This window comes from Halobellus sp. H-GB7, assembly GCF_030848585.1.
Classification (GTDB): Archaea; Halobacteriota; Halobacteria; order Halobacteriales; family Haloferacaceae; genus Haloquadratum; species Haloquadratum inordinatus.
In genome coordinates this window covers 147,335-162,970 of record NZ_JAVDDW010000008.1, presented here as the reverse complement: position 1 = coordinate 162,970, position 15,636 = coordinate 147,335, and the positions used below count along the sequence as shown (strand labels likewise).

Here is a 15,636-nt window from a genome sequence, read left to right as displayed (position 1 = left end):
GGTTCGCTGTCAGTTCGGTGTCTTCACGTAGTTGGTCGTAGAGAGCGCGTTCAGCTTTGGCTTTCGAGAGAATGTGGTAGCCGTCGTCGTCGCCGTGCCAACACCACTTGCTCGCGGTGTTGGCGCAGTATTTGAATTGCTCGACAGTCTCTCGAAGGTATGCATCCGCACCTTCGGGCGTGTCGAGCTTGATAACGGCAGTTCGACGGTGCTCCACAATATTTCACATATATACTTGTGGTTACTTAATGATTGGGAGTTAGTGGGCAACAGTCTGGCGGTTGGTCAGTGCCGGGTCGGCTTCCTCCCCACCCTACTCGCTTGTGCTTCCACCAGAGGCGGAAGCCCTGCGCTCCTTGAGGGTGGGGCCTCCGCCTTGACTTAGGTGAAAAGATCTGTCCGTCTACTGGCTTTCGGCGAGTGCGTGTGCGACGTCGAGCAACTGGAACACAGCAGTATCGCCGATTCGGTAGTACGTCCACTTGCCTTGCCGGCGTGTCTTCACGAGGCCGACGTCTTTGAGCTCGCGTAGGTGACTAGCGACCGTCGATTGCGGGGCATCCAAGACGACCTGGAGTTCACACGCACAGAGTTCACCGTCTCGGAGTGCTTCAAGAATTCGGAGCCGGTGCTCGTTCGCTAACGCTTTGAAGACTGAACGTTGTGCATCGACGTGCTGGTCGTCCGGAGCGAGCTCAAACAGTGATTTCAATCGGTTTTCGGGGTTCTCGTAGAGACGATCGAGCGTCTGTCGCGTCGATTCGGGTACTGAGTCACTCATTTTGTGGGTTGGTGCTTTACGGACGTTCTCGATTGGGGGCGTCGCTGTCGGTTACGGTTATTGGTTCCGTCGTGCTGAGATCGAAACGCCAACGGCCGTGTGTACTTTATAGATCGGTCGTCGTCGGTATGATACTGACGGTCAGGTAGTAGGCGATCTTCGAGTCGGGAGGTGGTGGCGACGCTGTACTACAGCAGGAGGTTGAACAGCAACCCAATCACCACGATTCCCGAGGCGACTGTCACCGCGAACGACGCGATGAGCTCTTTCTTCATTACTTTCTTGAGAATCATAAACTGCGGGAGCGAGAGTGCGGCGACGGACATCATAAACGCGAGTCCAGTCCCGACCGGCAGCCCCTTTCCGATGAGCGATTCGACGACCGGGATCACACCAAGAATATTGGTGTAGATCGGCACGCCGACAGCGACGGCGCCGAAGACACCAAGAGGCCCAGACAGGTACTCGGTAACGATCGTCTGCGGAACGAAGCCGTGAATGACGGCCCCGATTCCGACACCGACCACGACGTACGGCACGATGTCGGTGATGATGTCTTTCGCCTCCACATACGCTTGCCGTGCGCGCTCCCGGTGCGTCGGCTCGTCGACGTCGACGTCAGAGTTGCCAAAGTCGAACTCCTTGATGTACCGATCGAGGCCGGCCTTGTTCAGGACGAACCCGCTCGTCATCCCGATCGTGATGCCGCTCACAGCGTACAGCGCGGTCAGCTCGAAGCCGACCACGCCAGGAAGCACGACGAGTGCGGCCTCGTTGATCATCGGCGAGACGGCAAGGAACGTCATCGTGACGCCGAATGGAAGCCCGGCCCCGACCATTCCGAGAAAGATCGGAATCGTCGAGCACGAACAGAATGGCGAGACGATGCCGAGCAGTGCCGCGAGGACGTAGCCCGTAATCGCCCGCTTGCCAGAAAGATAGTCTCTGATCTTCTCGGGCGGGAAGTACGTCCGCAGGTAGCCGACGCCGAAGATCACCGTCACGAGCAAGGCGAGGATCTTCAGCGTGTCGTAGACCCAGAAGTGGACTGCTGCTCTGGGGGCCCCGGTCAGACCGAGCGCATCGACGACCCAGGTCGCGAACTGCTCGAAGACCATCCTATTACAGGTGCTCCTCGATGTACGCTTTCAGCTCGGCTTCAGGCGGGTTCGAGCCGGTGAACACCATCTCATCGTCGATCTCGAATCCGGGCGTGGACATGATGCCCTTCTCAGCGAGCGCCACGGTGTCGCCAACTTTCTCGACGTCGGCGTCGAATCCGTGTTCGTCGACGACGTTCTGCGTCTTGTCTCTCAGGTTCGCACAGTTGCTACAACCGTCTGGTCCGTAGATCGTGATTTGCATAAGTCACCTCTGACAGCCCGACACCGACCCAATGACTGCAGACAGACGTTCTCACCTGTCGATTGGACCGGCCTCTGGCTGCCATTCATATCGATAATACTCGGTATGGCACAAGTACGTTTCGATAATTTTCGATTTGTAGGTGGCTGAGGGGCGTCCGCCAGTTGCGCTCGCAAGAGATGCGCTTCCGCTATCAGGGCGTCTCAACGATCTAGACTCCGTGAAATCAGTATATGCCGATCAAAGTGGATTCTGTTCTGGTGGGTATTGTTAGTAGATGTATTGACCAGATCCGATTCGTATATCGGAGTGTTAGAAAGCTAATCGGTCTGTTCAGAGTCGAGAGGTGGCTGGACCTGAAGAAATCGCTCGTTCGTCAACAGCGATCAGCGACTGTCACACACCCGTCTGTGAGGGCTTCAGTCCGACACTCCGTGCTGCTGGTGCAGTCCTCGCTGTGGGTCGCACGCTCGGGCCGTTCTTTGAGTTCGACGAGCGATTCTAGCTGTTGCAGGTGTCCAGCAATTTCGGCCCCCTGATCAGTGAGTGCGTACGTCGTGGTCGGCGGCGTCGTGTCCGTGACAGTGCGCTCTACGAGCCCGTGGCAGGTGAGTTCTTTGAGTCGCTGCGAGCACATCGGCGCTGTGAGACCATCGAGTGCGTCCACGATTGCGTTGAACCCGTGTGAGTCCTCGGACAGCAACCGGAGGATGTGAAACGTCCACTTCGGCCCTAGGATGTCCTGTAAGCCGTGCCACGTCTGTTGCCACCGCTCAGTCTCGGCCATCATCTCTATCCCAACACCTGCATTGAAATATACGTTCCCGATGATCCTCGCTTCGTTGCAAGAGGCGGTTTCCATACGCTAACTGCCTTTGTGTCTATTTACTGAACAATATATGGCGGGTCGGGGCGTACCGGTGAGTGCAATGGACGTCCCAACTGACAGTGCTGCTATCTCGATCGTCGATTCGCCGGCCGAATCGTATACACGACGAACAGTGACAGTAGACTTTCTGTACCTCGATACCGAGTCCTGTGACCGATGTATCGGCACCGAAGCAGCCCTCGAGACGGCGCTCGAACGGGTTGCTCCGATTCTCGACGTGCTTGATGTGGAGGTCGTCGTCCGCGATATCCACGTTTCGACGCTGGCCGCTGCCGAAGCGACGCAGCTTGCGGTATCACCGACGATCCGCATCAACGGACAGGACATCCAGCCCGACTATCTCGAGAACACCTGTGAATCGTGTGGTGACCTCTGTGCGTGCTCGGGTGACGTCGACTGCCGACTCTGGCGATACCGTGGCGAAGAACACACGGCAGCGCCCGTCGGGTTGCTCGTCGAGGCACTCACTGTAGCCATCGTGTCACCACAGCCGTCGGCGGTCGACGCCCCCGACAGACAGACTGACGGAGTCTCAGCAAATGTTCGAGCGTTCTTCGAGGATCCGGAGACTGACGACACGAGTTGTGGCTGCGAGTGTTGACCGCGTTTTCCACCGCGTGGTTGGGCCTCACGCACACGCAAAAGCCCACCGTGGGTGCTGTCCGTCTACTTACGAGACGGTGGTCCGGATAGTGACCGAGGCTCGTCGACGTCGCTCCTGCTATAGTAGCGTTTGCAACTGATTACACAGCCAATCGCACGACCACGTACGATTAGGTGCGTGAAGACTTGCAAACGCTACTATAATTCCAGGCGAACTATCTTCCAATATTGTCGCTTACTACGCCCTCGACAGCAGACCGAATCACCAACAGACCGTCGCTGAGCCTCTGTCGAAACAGTTCGTGGTTTGGACTGTCGACTGTCTATCAATCGGCTACAATTGGGGATGGCCGTCTGCTTACTGCGAGTCTGCCCGTGTGCAAAAATGGAGATATCCACTATGACTATCGAAAACGGCATTGATATGGAGAAGTTCGAAGGACTCACTGCTGCGGCACAGTCGGATGCTGAGAACGCACAATTTCGGTTCTTTGCTGAGACAGAGTGGACCGGCGAGACGACCTGTACCACGTCGGTAAGCGATATCGAGAAGGGCGGCGAAATGGTTTCGTCGCCTGAATTCACGATGGAGGGTGCGCTGTTTGGCCACCGGGAGGCACCCAACGCTTTAGAGCAGTTACTCGGATCGATCGGTACCTGCCTCTCGATTACGTACGCCGCTCACGGAGCAGCGATGGATATCGAACTCTCGGAGATGCGCTTCGAGTTCGAAGGCAGTGTCGATATGCGAGGGCTCCTCGGCCTTGGAGACGACGTCCGCCCGGGGTTCGAGACGATCGAGTGTACGGCACATATCGAGTCGCCGGCCTCGACCGAACAGCTTGAGGAACTCAAGGAGGTTGCCCGTGCGCGGTCTCCGCTGTTAGATAACCTGGAGAACGAAGTCACTGTCTCTATCGAGCACGAACACTAATCGTACCGCATCTGTACTGCACACGATCGAGTGGCGACAACTGCGTTGGGTTTCTCCGTTGCCACATCGCTTCTTGCCAGGCGAATCGGGCGACGCAACCTCGGAGTGGCTCAGTGGGTCGGTGGCGCGTTACGTTTGGCTCTGATAGAGGAGCACCAGAATGGCGATACTAATGAACAGATCGGGGATGAACACGAACGCGCCGATATTCGGCCGGGGGCGAAACCCGAGGATGCTGTGGACAAGCGGATTTGAGGAGAACGCATACAACAGCAGCGCGAGGCTCAGTACGACGAGACTCACCGTGTACTTGTTCGGGAGATCCCGATACAGCTTCAGGTAGATCCCACTGAGTACGAGAAGTAACACTAGATTGACCGTCGTGAGCAGTATCTCCAGACGGATCAGCAGGACAATCTCCGCTGCAAGGCGGGACGGCGGCCCGTGAGATGGGATCTGAGCCAACCCCGCGACTGCTGCGGCGACGAGACCAGCACCGATAGCCGCGCCGACGGTATTTCTGAGCGGTGTGTAATTACGACTCATTCGTATCGATCTCTGCCTGAGCAGCTATCTCCTCGAGCACATCGAGGTTCTGTTCCATTCGCGCAGTAAGGAAATACAACTGTCCATAGCTGTCTCCTTCTGTCGTCACGATATCGTTTTCTGTGAGTATTTCGAGGTGATGCTGCACGGTCTTGTAGTTCAAATCCAGATGGTTCGAGAGCTGGTTGGTGTTCCTGGGCCGGTCCTCGAGTGCGTGCACGATCCGAAGGCGGTTCCGACCGCCTCGTGACCCCCCAATGAGCCACCAGAGCACCTGCCGCATCTCCCGGAGTTACGCCCCAGCCGTTGGAAATACATTCTGTTTTGATGTCCTGTCCACGAGTTGCCGCTCGCTTCGGTACGTCGGCCAGTCTCCTCGCGTCATTATTCAGATAACCACGACAGAATCCGGTTCGCGATCGCGTCATTGTTCGTGTCCTGCATCAGGAGATGGGTATTCCCGTGGATCCCTTCACCCGGAAGACTCAGCAGTGTCGAGTCAGCATTCGACTGCCTCGCTAGTTCGACGGTCGTCTCACAGGCTGTTTTGCGACCGGTCTGTCCGCGTGCATCGAATAATCTCCGTACACAGCAAGCACCGGGGCGTTTCCACCCATCTTCGCGACAGTCTCCTCGTCGGTAGGGCAGCCGACTGGTTCGACAGCTACGATATTCTCCACAAGGCTTGGGGACGATTGTGCGACTGCAAAGCCGGCTGCGCCGCTTGCTGAGTGAACGAGCAGTGTCGCGGGTCCAACGCGCTCTAGCAGATCTGTCAACGCAGCCGTCTCGCGAGCAGATGCAAATCGGCTCCCGCCTCGTTGTCCGCCACCACTGCCTTGTCTTTGACCTCCCTCGTCGGGCTGCGACTGTGTGGGAGTCGCCGTTGTTTCAGGCTCTTCAGCAGTCGTTCTCTGTGCCCGATTTCGGCTGTCACCATTGCCACCACTGCCGCCCGTACTCACGTACGCCGGAAACGACGCCACGAGTTGGTCGACGTCGTCGATCGGATACCGGACATCCTCGTATGGCTCGCCGACTTCTGGCCCGAAGCCCCACGTTGGCCACGCACGATCGAGTGACCACCGCGAGAGCGTCGGAGGGTCGGCACGCTCGAATGCGCTCGTGTTGAGACCGCCGGAATCGACGTTCCGTGGCGGGGAGACCACGTGCACTGGATATCCAGCAGCAGCAAAGAGGCTCGCCCACCCTGGCCGTCCATCAGGGGTCGTGAGATAGATGTACGGTGACAGTCCCAGCCCGGGGATCATCACGACAGGCCGCTTCTCAGTGGCGGTGGGTGGGGATATCGAGAGTACCTTTGCTCGGCTATCGATTGCTGCATCGGCTGAGGTATCCACCGTGCCGACGTACGAGACTCCGATCGAGTGTCTCTCCCCTGATTGGTCGGATGCTATGGACTGCGATCCCGATTCGGACTCCGTAGATAGACTACTGCAACCAGCAACGGCTGCGGCAAGCGAGACGCCGCTGGCGTGGAGGAACTGCTTGCGAGAGAGTTTGAGATCCATCGAATGCAGTTTCCGAGACGATTGGCTTATCGATTTGCCGAAATCGGCCACACATTAGGCACAAATTGCGGCTGCGAGTTCACCAGCAGCGACTTCCCCATCGCCGCCGCCTTTGGAGGGCGGACGAGAGTTGACCGATCGACAACTCCTGTCCCATAGCGAACATCGTCGAGAGTACGAAGATGGTCGTGGCGTATTCGACGACTACGTCCGCCGATATTCCTGCTATTAGGCGATGGATTCTGGTCGGAGGCTCATACTGTCGGACAGAACGATGTGAAGATTATCGGAACCCCGTGGGTGCCAACATAGTTCACGAACTGCTGTTCGACAGTATCAAACTGTTCTCGTTTGTGTCGGAGCGTCACCGCGTTGCTGGTGTCGCCAGCAGTGAACACTCTGAGGAGACCGCAGAGACTACTCCTGTACGTTCAAGAAGGGCGACTGTCTGGTATAGACGTAATGTCGTCGCTCGATGTCGTCACGGTCGGCAGTGCTGTCCTCGACCACATTTACTCGGTCTCCAATTTGCCGGAGCCTGACGGCGGTGCGTTCGTCCGCGAACACACGACCGACGTTGGCGGTGTCGCTGCGAACGTTGCCGCTGGACTCGTCGAATTCGGGAACCGAACCGGAATCGTTACACGTGTCGGTGCGGATGCCGCCGCCGAGATCGAAGACGACCTCCAGGCCCGTGATCTCGACTGCACCCGAGTTCGCTCTGGGCCCGAAGAATCGTCGTACACCCTAATTCTGCGTGGTCCCGACGGAGACCGGATGATCGTCGCTGATGGCCAAAGCGTCCCGAATCTGCGACTCGACGAGGACGATATCGAGTACGTGAGTGACGCCAGTGTCGTGTTCACGAGTGCTTACGCTCCTGACGAGGTGGTTTCCAGACTCGTCCGCGCTCGTGAACGCGGTGAGATTTCGGCCCTCGTCTTCGACCTCGCTGGCCCGCTGGCGGAACTCGAAGGGCGGGGTACGGCACCAGCCACTATCGATCATCTGCTCTCCGTCGTAGACCTGTTCGTGGTCGGGACGGTCGCAGCGCGGTCGTATTTCGGGAGTGGGGCCGAGGAAACTATCGCTGCTCTTGCACAGAAGAACGTGTCTCGGGCCGCCGTGACACAGGGTGCCAAGGGAGCGCTCCTTCTCGACGGCGACACAGTGACCGAGGTTCCGGCCTTCGACGTGGACGTCGCAGATACGACGGGCGCCGGCGATGCCTTCACGGCGGGACTGATCCACACGTGGGTACTCGACGACGATTCCGCACGGGAAGCAGGACGATTTGCTGCGGCCACGGCCGCTCTCAACTGCACGACGACGGGCGCACGCGACATTCTCCCACCCGAATCCGACGTTCGGGCGTTCTTGGACGATCAGTGAGATGCGGACTCGACGAGACGCTCGACGGCCGCTTCATCCACGGGATTCGTCGTCTCGGTACCGTGTTTGAGGGCCGTCCCAACGATCGCGCCATCGGCGAGCGAGAGCAGGTCGGGTGCTGTCTCGGGTGTCACACCGCTTCCGATCAAGATCGGTGCGTCGAGGTCGCGAGCATCCCGGGCCTCGATCACCTGCTCGAGGACGGTCGTATCGACTGCTTCACCCGTGCCAGCCCCGCTCACGACGACGGCGTCGGCACCGCCGCGCTCGACGAGTTCGCTCACCACTTCCGCGTAGGATCGTTCGGCAAGTGGCGCGGAATGTTTCACGTCGATGTCGGCCAGAATCGAGACATCGGCATCGAGCTGGTCACGGAGTCGCAACGTTTCGTGGGCCATCCCCTCGATGATACCCTGATCGGTCAGTCGGGCCCCGGTGTGGACGTTCACCCTGACGAATGAACCACCCGTCGCGGCGGCGATGCCGAGTGCACTTTGCACGTCGTTTCTGAGGATGTTCACACCAAACGGGATCGACACTTCCTCGCGGAGCGCGGTTGCGAGTGCTGTAACGTCGGCCACGACGTGGCGCGGCACGCGGTCCGGATAGAAGGGAGCGTCACCGAAGTTTTCGACCATTATCCCGTCGACGCCGCCCGACTCGAGTGCTGTCGCGTCTCGTCGGAGTCGCCTGCGAATATCGCTTCGGTCGCCCTCGAAACCGGGTGACCCCGGCAACGGCGGTAGGTGAACCATTCCGATGATCGGTGTTTCGGTACTAAAGACGTCCATACGCCTCCTTGACCGCCCCGTACGCTTAATCCTACAGATCTGCTCACACTTGGTGTCCACACGATAGAACTCGCTGATCGAGGTGGTGTAGACTTTGACCCGTGGCGTGACCGCTCGAGAGCCATATTCGTGACGGCGTAGCGGCCAGCGGAATGGACTGACATCCCCCAACGGCTAAACCCGGAGGATCCTCGGTCACAGACTGGGCATTCCACGACGGGATGTGCCCCACTTGTCCGTGGTGGGATCGCGTGCCGTGCCAGTACGGCCATCAACCGAGATGGTGGGCTTCATCATCCGGCTGAGGTAGGGTAGGATAGGGTCGTTTACTCCTTTTCATCTCGCCGCCGCAATCACCACTCCGAACGAGGAGACAATCCGGGAAGTACCGTGCTCACGGTGTGAGCAGAGTTCTATGACACCCTCTACTCCTCAGGTTTGCTTCCGTCACCAGGTTCTTGTCCTTGATCAAGCAGCGTCTTCGAGATGCGGACTGATTCGGCGTCTCCGGAGTCAAGAAACCGGTTGAGTGTCCCCAAGCTGATCTGACCGTCGAGATATCGGTCAAAAACGTCTTTCTTGAACGCCTCTTCGTCTTCGAGTTCTGCAAGATGGTCGCGGAGGGCTTCGGTCACGATCTCTCCCCGGCTTTTTTGGGTGACCTTGGCGGCGATGTTGGCTCTCTGGATGAGGTCTTTTGGGATCCGGACACTGACTTTCATCTTGCTCATTAGTCCAGTATATGTTAGATGTACTTCTACGGTCTTTGTCCTTTGGGCGGTGTCCCTCTATCCGGATTCAGGTGTGGGGCCTCTCCTATGATCTCCCGGACGTTGTCGTACTTAGGCCGCAGAATCCTCGTTCTCGTCGGGTTCGAGTCGAATGCGATTCACATTACTAAGCCCGTCGTATCCCAGGTCACTAGAGATAATAGTGCCACCAGAGAGTGCTGCGTGGAATGCGTCGAACGTATTCAGGCCGGCCTCGATGTTCTCTGAAGCTTGATATACAACATTCGGATCGCCGTCGTACGCGGCCAGTTCGAGTATCGCCGTCACAGCACGTTCTCGGTCGAACGTGAAGCGCTCCTCAACGAGGAACAGTTCGATGAATGTCGTCAGCGAGACCTCAAGATCGCCCTCGTATTCGTCTAGCAGTGACTCAGCACGATCAGCCAACCAGTCGTCGTCTTTCAGTAACGCCAGCCAGAAGTCGAGATCAGCGTACATTCTCTCCAGCCTGTTCGCGTGCCTCCTCACGTGCTGCTTCTTCGAGCTCCTCAAGTGTCGCCTCGCGAAGTTCATCGGAAGCCGCCGCTCGCAGTTCTTCGAGTGGATCGTCGGGAATTGGCACCAGTTTGATACCGCTATCCAACTCGACGAGGCGGAACTTCTCGCCGTAACGGTCGCGTACCTCCTTCGGAATCGTCACACGGCCACGCTGGTCTGTTCGTACTTCTCCACTCATATCCGAACCAATGCCGTGGGAATATTTAACTGTTATTCCCATTTTTTCTTTTAAGATGGGTGCTGACTACAGATAGGACAAATGGAGCACCACAGAATAACTAAAGCGATCTGAACTTAGCGGCTCTATTAAACAAGCCGTCTCGATCGCACGAAAACTCTCTGATGTGGCGCTGATGCAGATCAGCCATCCCGCCGGCAACGGGAGTGATCACTGATAGGGATTATCGTAACTGTTCGGAGAGTCTCGCCGTACCGTCCGGCGAGAAATCTATGGAGACTTACGATAACTCCTATGAAACAATTGAATATGCAGCGAGGTGTGGTGCAGACTCCCCGCTCCGAGTGAAACACCTCTATTCGTTCACTGGGTCTCTTACTCGTTTCAGTGCTGTATTCAGCTCTTACGCATATCACTCTACGGCGAGGAGGATGTCATATGCGGCCGTGCATACGCGGATGCTTCGCTCCCAAGTTTTCAGCTGTAGGGGAAATGTCATTACTTAACCACAGCGCGTCCGAAACGCACTACAGGTGTCTCACTATGGTTTCCGCACCCCGCCCCGTCGTCCGATCGGCTCCGTTCGTCAGTACTGTGTACTGTCGACAGACTGCGGCTGCCCACCTCGAATAAATGTTCGAACTCCTCCACCGCTACCTCTCGGTCGTGGCCCGCTTTCTGCCTTTCGCGCTGGCGTTCCTTCGTGACCGTCACCGATTCCTCCTGCTTGGGCCCGGATGTCGCGTTGACGAGACGGCCCACCGCCAGCGAGCAGAGCGGATCCGGGACACACTGTTGGATCTCGGGCCGGCGTTCATCAAGATCGGCCAGGTGCTCTCTACGCGACCGGACCTCGTTCCGCAGACGTACGCCGAGGTGTTCGGCACGTTGCAAGACGAGATTCCGGAGGACGCCGGCGGCGACCCACAGACCGTCCTTCGAGAGGAACTCGGCGACGACGTCGACCTCTCGACCCTCGAACCGATCGCCGGTGGCTCACTCGCCTTCGTGTACACGGTCCGCTACGAGGGCGAACGGATCGCACTCAAAGTGCGTCGTCCAGGTGTGAAACCGCTCATCGAACGCGACCTCCGCGTGATTCGGCGATTGTTGCCCCTCATTAGCCTCTTTGTCGACGAGCGGCAGCGCTACTCGCTCCGCAATGCCGCCGACGACTTCGAGGAGATCATTCTAGACGAACTCGACTTCGACCGGGAGGGAGCCATCATGTCCGAAATTCGCTCGAATTTCGCGGACGACGACCGAGTCGTCATTCCCGCGGTTCACGAGCACCTGTCGTCCGAACGCGTGCTCGCGATGGAGTATCTGACCGGCCGGAAACTGACTGACGACGAGGCGTTCGAGGGGACCGACGTCGCACCGCACGAGATGGCGACGCGCATTATGCAGGTTTACCTGCAGATGGGCGTCGTCGACGGCGTGTTTCACGCGGACCCCCATCCGGGGAACCTCGCTGTGACAGCAGACGGTCGACTGTTGATCTTCGATTTCGGAATGAGCGAGCGCCTCCCGCCGGCCGTTCAGGAGGACATCGTCGAACTCTACCGCGCACTCGTGCGGCGGGACGTCGAGACGCTCGTCGACGCGCTCATCGCGTTGGACGTCCTCGACGCGAGCGCAGACCGGACGGAGGTGCGACGCGTGCTCGAACTCGTCATCGAGAACCTCGAAGGCCAGTCCGAGGTCTCCTGGCAGACGATCATCACCGAACTGACGATGCACCTCCGGGACTTTCCGTTCCGCATTCCGCCGGACGTGATGTTGCTCATCCGTGTCGGTACCGTCGGCGAGGGCGTCTGTCGCCAGCTCGATCCGGAGTTCGACTTCCTCGCCGCCGTCCAGTCGTTCCTCGTCGAACAGGGGCTTCTCGGGAGCGAACTGGAAGCGTTCCTCGCGGAGTCGTGGACGGATGTCCGGCAGTCATTTCCCGCGTTGACGCGACTCCCGTCGCGCATCGACCGCACGCTCGATCGCGTCGAACGAGGCACGTTGACCGTTCGAACCGAGCCCACCGACGCGAGTGCGACGGGAGATCGCTACCTTGGTTACGCGGCACTCGCTGGCTCGCTAATCGTCGCCGCCGCGGTCCTCACGTTTCACGAACAGCCCTACGAGGTCCCCGCGATAGTCTTCGCATCACTCTTCCTCGTCGTGTACCTCACACAGCGACGACGGTGAGACTGCGTCTCCGAGCGTGGCAGTACGAAAGACTCGAAGACGCCGTGTACAGGAGCGGCGATTCGCGATACGAGTGTCGGGTGGTTCTATCGCAAATACCTTTGACGCCGACCCATTTGATTATAAACCATCTATGAAGTCGAAGCTCGATTCGGACTCGGACCCACACGTGGCGCAGCCTCGAACCAGCAGCACACTACAGACGCACAGCCCCGTGGCGACCGAATAATCGTGTCTTCTACAGCTGTACTTGATTCGTCGACCGTCTTGCTTGTCGGGACGAGCGAGTGGCTCACGCGGTTCGCAGCGACGCTCGAAGCACGGACTAACGCGACCGTCGACTCGGTTGCATCCAAAACGGCGGCACTGCGTGCTGTCAAAGCGCGGGCGATTGACTGTCTCGTTAGCGAGTATACACTGCCGGGAAGTACCGGAATCGACCTCCTCGAGGAGATCCGCACTGAAACGACGACGCTTCCGGTCCTGCTCTGCGCCACCAACGGAAGCGAAGCGATCGCCAGTGAGGCCATCGGAGCCGGCGTCACCGACTACATCGCACTCACGGACCCTGCCGAGCAGATGACCGACGGGCTCGTCGAACGCACCGAACGGGCGATTCGATCCGCACGACGGTCGGCTACCCAGCGGGAGCGCGCTCGCCAATTCGATGCGAGCTTCCACGATGCGCGGACCGCGACGTGGGTTCTGGACGCGGATGGGACTCTCGCTCGGGTGAATCAGACAGCAAGAGAAATGATCGACGAGCAGATCGACGCGATCGTCGGCGAGCCGTTCTGGACGCTCCCGTGGTGGTCGCAGTCGGATGCGGTGAACGCGGACGTCCAACAACTGGTAGACCGAGCCCTCGACGGGCGATTCGGCAAGGCGGTCGTCCTACAGCCCCCACACGGTGACGATCCGCGCGTTATCGACCTCTCGGTACGCCCCGTCAAGAACGAACGCGGGGACCTCGCCTCGGTCGTGGTCGAAGGCGTCGACATCTCCGAACGGGTCGATCTCGAACGTGATCTCCGGCAGTCAGAAGAGCTCCACCGCGTCACGCTCAACAATATGACCGACACGGTCCTCATAACGGACGAGGCCGGCGAGTACACCTACGTCTGCCCCAACGTTCACTTCATTTTCGGGTACACAGCCGAGGAGATCCGAGAGCTCGGGACGATCGAGGAACTGCTCGGCGAGGACCTCTTCGACCGGGCGGAACTCGCGGCCGACGGCGTCCTCAAGAACATCGAAACGACAGCGACGGATAAAGCCGGGCGCGAACATACACTCCTCGTCAACGTTCGCGAGGTCTCGATTCAGGACGGGACAGTTCTCTTCAGCTGTCGGGACGTCACGAAACGCAAACAGCGCGAAGAAGCACTCGCTACGCTCCAAGAGACGGCGCGTGACTTTCTCTACGCCGAAACGCATCAGGAAATCGCCCAGCACGTCGTCGACGATACGTCCAGCGTCCTCAATCTCGAGGCGAGTGCCGTCTATCTCTTCGATGCAGACGCCAACGACCTCCGACCCGCCGCACACTCGGCGACGATGGCCGAACTGAACGGCCCGCTCCCCACCGTTCACGCCGACGGCGAAACGCTCCCGGGCTACAGTTTCGTCGAGGACGAAGTGCTGTTTTTCGACGACGTCCACGACGCCGCTCGGCTGGAAAACCGCGCTACCGACCTCCGGAGTACGGCTTACATTCCACTCGGCAACCACGGTGTGTTCGTCGTCGGCTCGAACCAGGTCGGGATCTTCGACGACGTGACGCGGGAACTGGCCGACCTGCTCGCGGCGACTGCCGAGGCGGCTCTCGACCGCGTCACACGAGAATCTCGACTCCGGGAGCAAGACCGAACGCTGCAGGCGCAAAACGAGCAACTGACGGCGCTGAACCGCGTCAACGAGACGATTCGAGAGATCGATCAGGCACTCGTGCAAGCGGAGAAGCGCGAAGAGATCTACCACACAGTCTGTGAACTGTTAACCACTGGTGATCGATTCCGGTTCGCCTGGATCGGGACAACTGACCCAGCGACCGATACGCTCGAACCCCGGGCCTGGGCAGGCACCGAACGGGGATACCTGGATAGTCAGTCGTTTGCCATCCAAGCGTCGGGGACAGAGCCAGCCGGCCAGGCCGCAGCGACTGGCGATGTCACGATTGTGGCCAACGTCGCTGCCGGTCTCCGCGAGGAAGTCTGGCGGAAGGACGCGCTCTCTCGTGACTACCTCTCCGTACTGAGCATCCCACTGGTGTACAACGATCTCACACACGGCGTGTTGACCGTCTATGCCCCGACTCAGGATGCGTTCGGTGAGACGACGAGGGCAGTCCTCGCCGAACTCGGCGACACGATCGCCTCTGCTCTCAGTGCGATCGAACGCAAGAACGCCTTGCTCACGACGTCGATGACGCGTGTCGAGTTCACCATCGACGACCCGACGTTCGTCCTCTCACGGCTCGCACGGGACGCGGGCTGTACTCTCTCCTATCAAGGTGGCGTCCAGCAATCTACAGAAGGGAGTTACGTGTTCGTGACCGTCGAAGACGGGGCGGTCACGAACGTGGCAAGCGCCGCCTCGCAGTCGGCCGGCATCGACGAAGTACAGCAGATCAGTACCGACGGTGATGGTGGCGTCCTGCGACTTCGGCTCACACAACCGTTCCTCGCCTTGGACCTGGCCGACCACGGCGCCGTCTTCCGTAAGGCGACTGCGGACCCGACCACAACGACGCTCGTCATCGATATCCCGGATAGCATCGACGTCCGAACGGTGATGCAACTCGTCCGCGGGACGTTCAGCAACGTCGAACTCCGTGCCAAGCAGACGCTCGATCAGGCCACAGAACACACGCTCTACTCGAAGTTCCTGGACAAACTGACGGATCGACAACTGGAGGTGATTCAAATGGCGTACTACAGCGGCTTCTTCGAGTCGCCGCGCGAAAGCACGGGCGAAGAAATCGCGGAGAAACTCGGCATCTCTCCGCCCGCGTTCTATCAGCACGCCCGGACCGTACAGCGCAAACTGTTCACAACGCTCTTCGAGGAGAATAGTCTCCCCACAGCCCCCTCCACAGAGGTGGTTGAATAACGAACCATATTCTTAGCTATTGGTTT

The 15,636-nt window shown here is 58.9% G+C and carries 16 protein-coding genes and 1 pseudogene; 5 read left to right on the top strand and 12 right to left on the bottom strand.

The features are described 5' to 3' along the window. The 5 genes and pseudogenes from RBH22_RS13700 to RBH22_RS13680 form a co-directional block, all read right to left on the bottom strand. Positions 1-217, bottom strand: a pseudogene (locus RBH22_RS13700) (RNA-guided endonuclease TnpB family protein); the annotation flags it as partial. 186 nt (positions 218-403) lie between these two features. After that, positions 404-781 (bottom strand): metalloregulator ArsR/SmtB family transcription factor, encoded by a 378-nt coding sequence (locus RBH22_RS13695; RefSeq protein WP_121570530.1) that lies wholly within the window; start codon positions 779-781, stop codon positions 404-406. A gap of 188 nt (positions 782-969) precedes the next feature. Further along, on the bottom strand, positions 970-1,899 hold the full coding sequence (locus RBH22_RS13690) for a permease (protein ID WP_306677849.1): 930 nt from the start codon (positions 1,897-1,899) through the stop codon (positions 970-972). Between the two features lie 4 nt (positions 1,900-1,903). Further along, positions 1,904-2,146, bottom strand: a complete 243-nt coding sequence (locus RBH22_RS13685) for a thioredoxin family protein (RefSeq protein WP_256289477.1) — start codon at positions 2,144-2,146, stop codon at positions 1,904-1,906. Between the two features lie 376 nt (positions 2,147-2,522). Beyond that, positions 2,523-2,936, bottom strand: coding sequence for a helix-turn-helix domain-containing protein (locus tag RBH22_RS13680; protein ID WP_256289476.1), 414 nt, complete (start codon positions 2,934-2,936; stop codon positions 2,523-2,525). 211 nt (positions 2,937-3,147) lie between these two features. Between RBH22_RS13680 and RBH22_RS13675 the strand changes: the two genes are divergently transcribed. Both RBH22_RS13675 and RBH22_RS13670 read left to right on the top strand, forming a co-directional pair. Then, entirely contained in the window at positions 3,148-3,636 is a 489-nt protein-coding gene (locus RBH22_RS13675; RefSeq protein ID WP_306677848.1) for a DUF2703 domain-containing protein, read from the top strand. Positions 3,637-4,038: 402 nt separating this feature from the next. Then, on the top strand, positions 4,039-4,572 hold the full coding sequence (locus RBH22_RS13670; protein WP_306677847.1) for an OsmC family protein: 534 nt from the start codon (positions 4,039-4,041) through the stop codon (positions 4,570-4,572). 129 nt (positions 4,573-4,701) lie between these two features. Here the strand turns inward: RBH22_RS13670 and RBH22_RS13665 are convergent, their stop codons facing one another. From RBH22_RS13665 to RBH22_RS13655, 3 genes are all read right to left on the bottom strand, one after another. Then, entirely contained in the window at positions 4,702-5,118 is a 417-nt protein-coding gene (locus RBH22_RS13665) for a hypothetical protein (protein WP_306677846.1), read from the bottom strand. Continuing rightward, positions 5,108-5,401 carry a winged helix-turn-helix domain-containing protein gene (locus tag RBH22_RS13660; RefSeq protein ID WP_306677845.1) on the bottom strand — a complete coding sequence of 98 codons (294 nt, stop codon included), beginning with the start codon at positions 5,399-5,401 and terminating at the stop codon, positions 5,108-5,110. The genes RBH22_RS13665 and RBH22_RS13660 overlap by 11 nt, the downstream gene beginning before the upstream one ends. A gap of 235 nt (positions 5,402-5,636) precedes the next feature. Next, the gene (locus RBH22_RS13655; protein ID WP_306677844.1) at positions 5,637-6,650 is read right to left on the bottom strand and encodes a hypothetical protein; all 1,014 of its coding nucleotides are present in this window, start codon (positions 6,648-6,650) and stop codon (positions 5,637-5,639) included. Between the two features lie 462 nt (positions 6,651-7,112). Here RBH22_RS13655 and RBH22_RS13650 point away from each other — a divergent pair, with 462 nt between their 5' ends. After that, positions 7,113-8,042, top strand: coding sequence for a carbohydrate kinase family protein (locus RBH22_RS13650; RefSeq protein WP_306677843.1), 930 nt, complete (start codon positions 7,113-7,115; stop codon positions 8,040-8,042). On the opposite strand, the gene RBH22_RS13645 is transcribed toward RBH22_RS13650, so the two are convergent. The 4 genes from RBH22_RS13645 to RBH22_RS13630 form a co-directional block, all read right to left on the bottom strand. Next, on the bottom strand, positions 8,036-8,833 hold the full coding sequence (locus RBH22_RS13645) for a BtpA/SgcQ family protein (protein ID WP_306677842.1): 798 nt from the start codon (positions 8,831-8,833) through the stop codon (positions 8,036-8,038). The genes RBH22_RS13650 and RBH22_RS13645 overlap by 7 nt on opposite strands. Before the next feature lie 425 nt (positions 8,834-9,258). Continuing rightward, complete coding sequence (locus RBH22_RS13640; RefSeq protein ID WP_306677841.1) at positions 9,259-9,564, bottom strand: CopG family transcriptional regulator; 306 nt, start codon at positions 9,562-9,564, stop codon at positions 9,259-9,261. 111 nt (positions 9,565-9,675) lie between these two features. After that, the gene (locus tag RBH22_RS13635; RefSeq protein ID WP_306677840.1) at positions 9,676-10,062 is read right to left on the bottom strand and encodes a type II toxin-antitoxin system VapC family toxin; all 387 of its coding nucleotides are present in this window, start codon (positions 10,060-10,062) and stop codon (positions 9,676-9,678) included. Next, positions 10,052-10,300 carry an AbrB/MazE/SpoVT family DNA-binding domain-containing protein gene (locus tag RBH22_RS13630; RefSeq protein WP_306677839.1) on the bottom strand — a complete coding sequence of 83 codons (249 nt, stop codon included), beginning with the start codon at positions 10,298-10,300 and terminating at the stop codon, positions 10,052-10,054. The genes RBH22_RS13635 and RBH22_RS13630 overlap by 11 nt, the downstream gene beginning before the upstream one ends. 633 nt (positions 10,301-10,933) lie before the next feature. Between RBH22_RS13630 and RBH22_RS13625 the strand changes: the two genes are divergently transcribed. Both RBH22_RS13625 and RBH22_RS13620 read left to right on the top strand, forming a co-directional pair. After that, on the top strand, positions 10,934-12,499 hold the full coding sequence (locus tag RBH22_RS13625; protein WP_306677838.1) for an AarF/UbiB family protein: 1,566 nt from the start codon (positions 10,934-10,936) through the stop codon (positions 12,497-12,499). Between the two features lie 228 nt (positions 12,500-12,727). Next, positions 12,728-15,610, top strand: a complete 2,883-nt coding sequence (locus tag RBH22_RS13620) for a bacterio-opsin activator domain-containing protein (protein ID WP_306677852.1) — start codon at positions 12,728-12,730, stop codon at positions 15,608-15,610. Positions 15,611-15,636 lie beyond the last annotated feature (26 nt).

What these genes read in the sequence shown, in the direction of transcription:
- RBH22_RS13695 (WP_121570530.1), bottom strand. Translation starts at nt 781, where the DNA reads ATGAGTGACTCAGTACCCGAATCGACGCGACAGACGCTCGATCGTCTC.
- RBH22_RS13690 (WP_306677849.1), bottom strand. Translation starts at nt 1,899, where the DNA reads ATGGTCTTCGAGCAGTTCGCGACCTGGGTCGTCGATGCGCTCGGTCTG.
- RBH22_RS13685 (WP_256289477.1), bottom strand. Translation starts at nt 2,146, where the DNA reads ATGCAAATCACGATCTACGGACCAGACGGTTGTAGCAACTGTGCGAAC.
- RBH22_RS13680 (WP_256289476.1), bottom strand. Translation starts at nt 2,936, where the DNA reads ATGATGGCCGAGACTGAGCGGTGGCAACAGACGTGGCACGGCTTACAG.
- RBH22_RS13670 (WP_306677847.1), top strand. Translation starts at nt 4,039, where the DNA reads ATGACTATCGAAAACGGCATTGATATGGAGAAGTTCGAAGGACTCACT.
- RBH22_RS13665 (WP_306677846.1), bottom strand. Translation starts at nt 5,118, where the DNA reads ATGAGTCGTAATTACACACCGCTCAGAAATACCGTCGGCGCGGCTATC.
- RBH22_RS13660 (WP_306677845.1), bottom strand. Translation starts at nt 5,401, where the DNA reads ATGCGGCAGGTGCTCTGGTGGCTCATTGGGGGGTCACGAGGCGGTCGG.
- RBH22_RS13655 (WP_306677844.1), bottom strand. Translation starts at nt 6,650, where the DNA reads ATGGATCTCAAACTCTCTCGCAAGCAGTTCCTCCACGCCAGCGGCGTC.
- RBH22_RS13650 (WP_306677843.1), top strand. Translation starts at nt 7,113, where the DNA reads ATGTCGTCGCTCGATGTCGTCACGGTCGGCAGTGCTGTCCTCGACCAC.
- RBH22_RS13645 (WP_306677842.1), bottom strand. Translation starts at nt 8,833, where the DNA reads ATGGACGTCTTTAGTACCGAAACACCGATCATCGGAATGGTTCACCTA.
- RBH22_RS13640 (WP_306677841.1), bottom strand. Translation starts at nt 9,564, where the DNA reads ATGAGCAAGATGAAAGTCAGTGTCCGGATCCCAAAAGACCTCATCCAG.
- RBH22_RS13635 (WP_306677840.1), bottom strand. Translation starts at nt 10,062, where the DNA reads ATGTACGCTGATCTCGACTTCTGGCTGGCGTTACTGAAAGACGACGAC.
- RBH22_RS13630 (WP_306677839.1), bottom strand. Translation starts at nt 10,300, where the DNA reads ATGAGTGGAGAAGTACGAACAGACCAGCGTGGCCGTGTGACGATTCCG.
- RBH22_RS13625 (WP_306677838.1), top strand. Translation starts at nt 10,934, where the DNA reads ATGTTCGAACTCCTCCACCGCTACCTCTCGGTCGTGGCCCGCTTTCTG.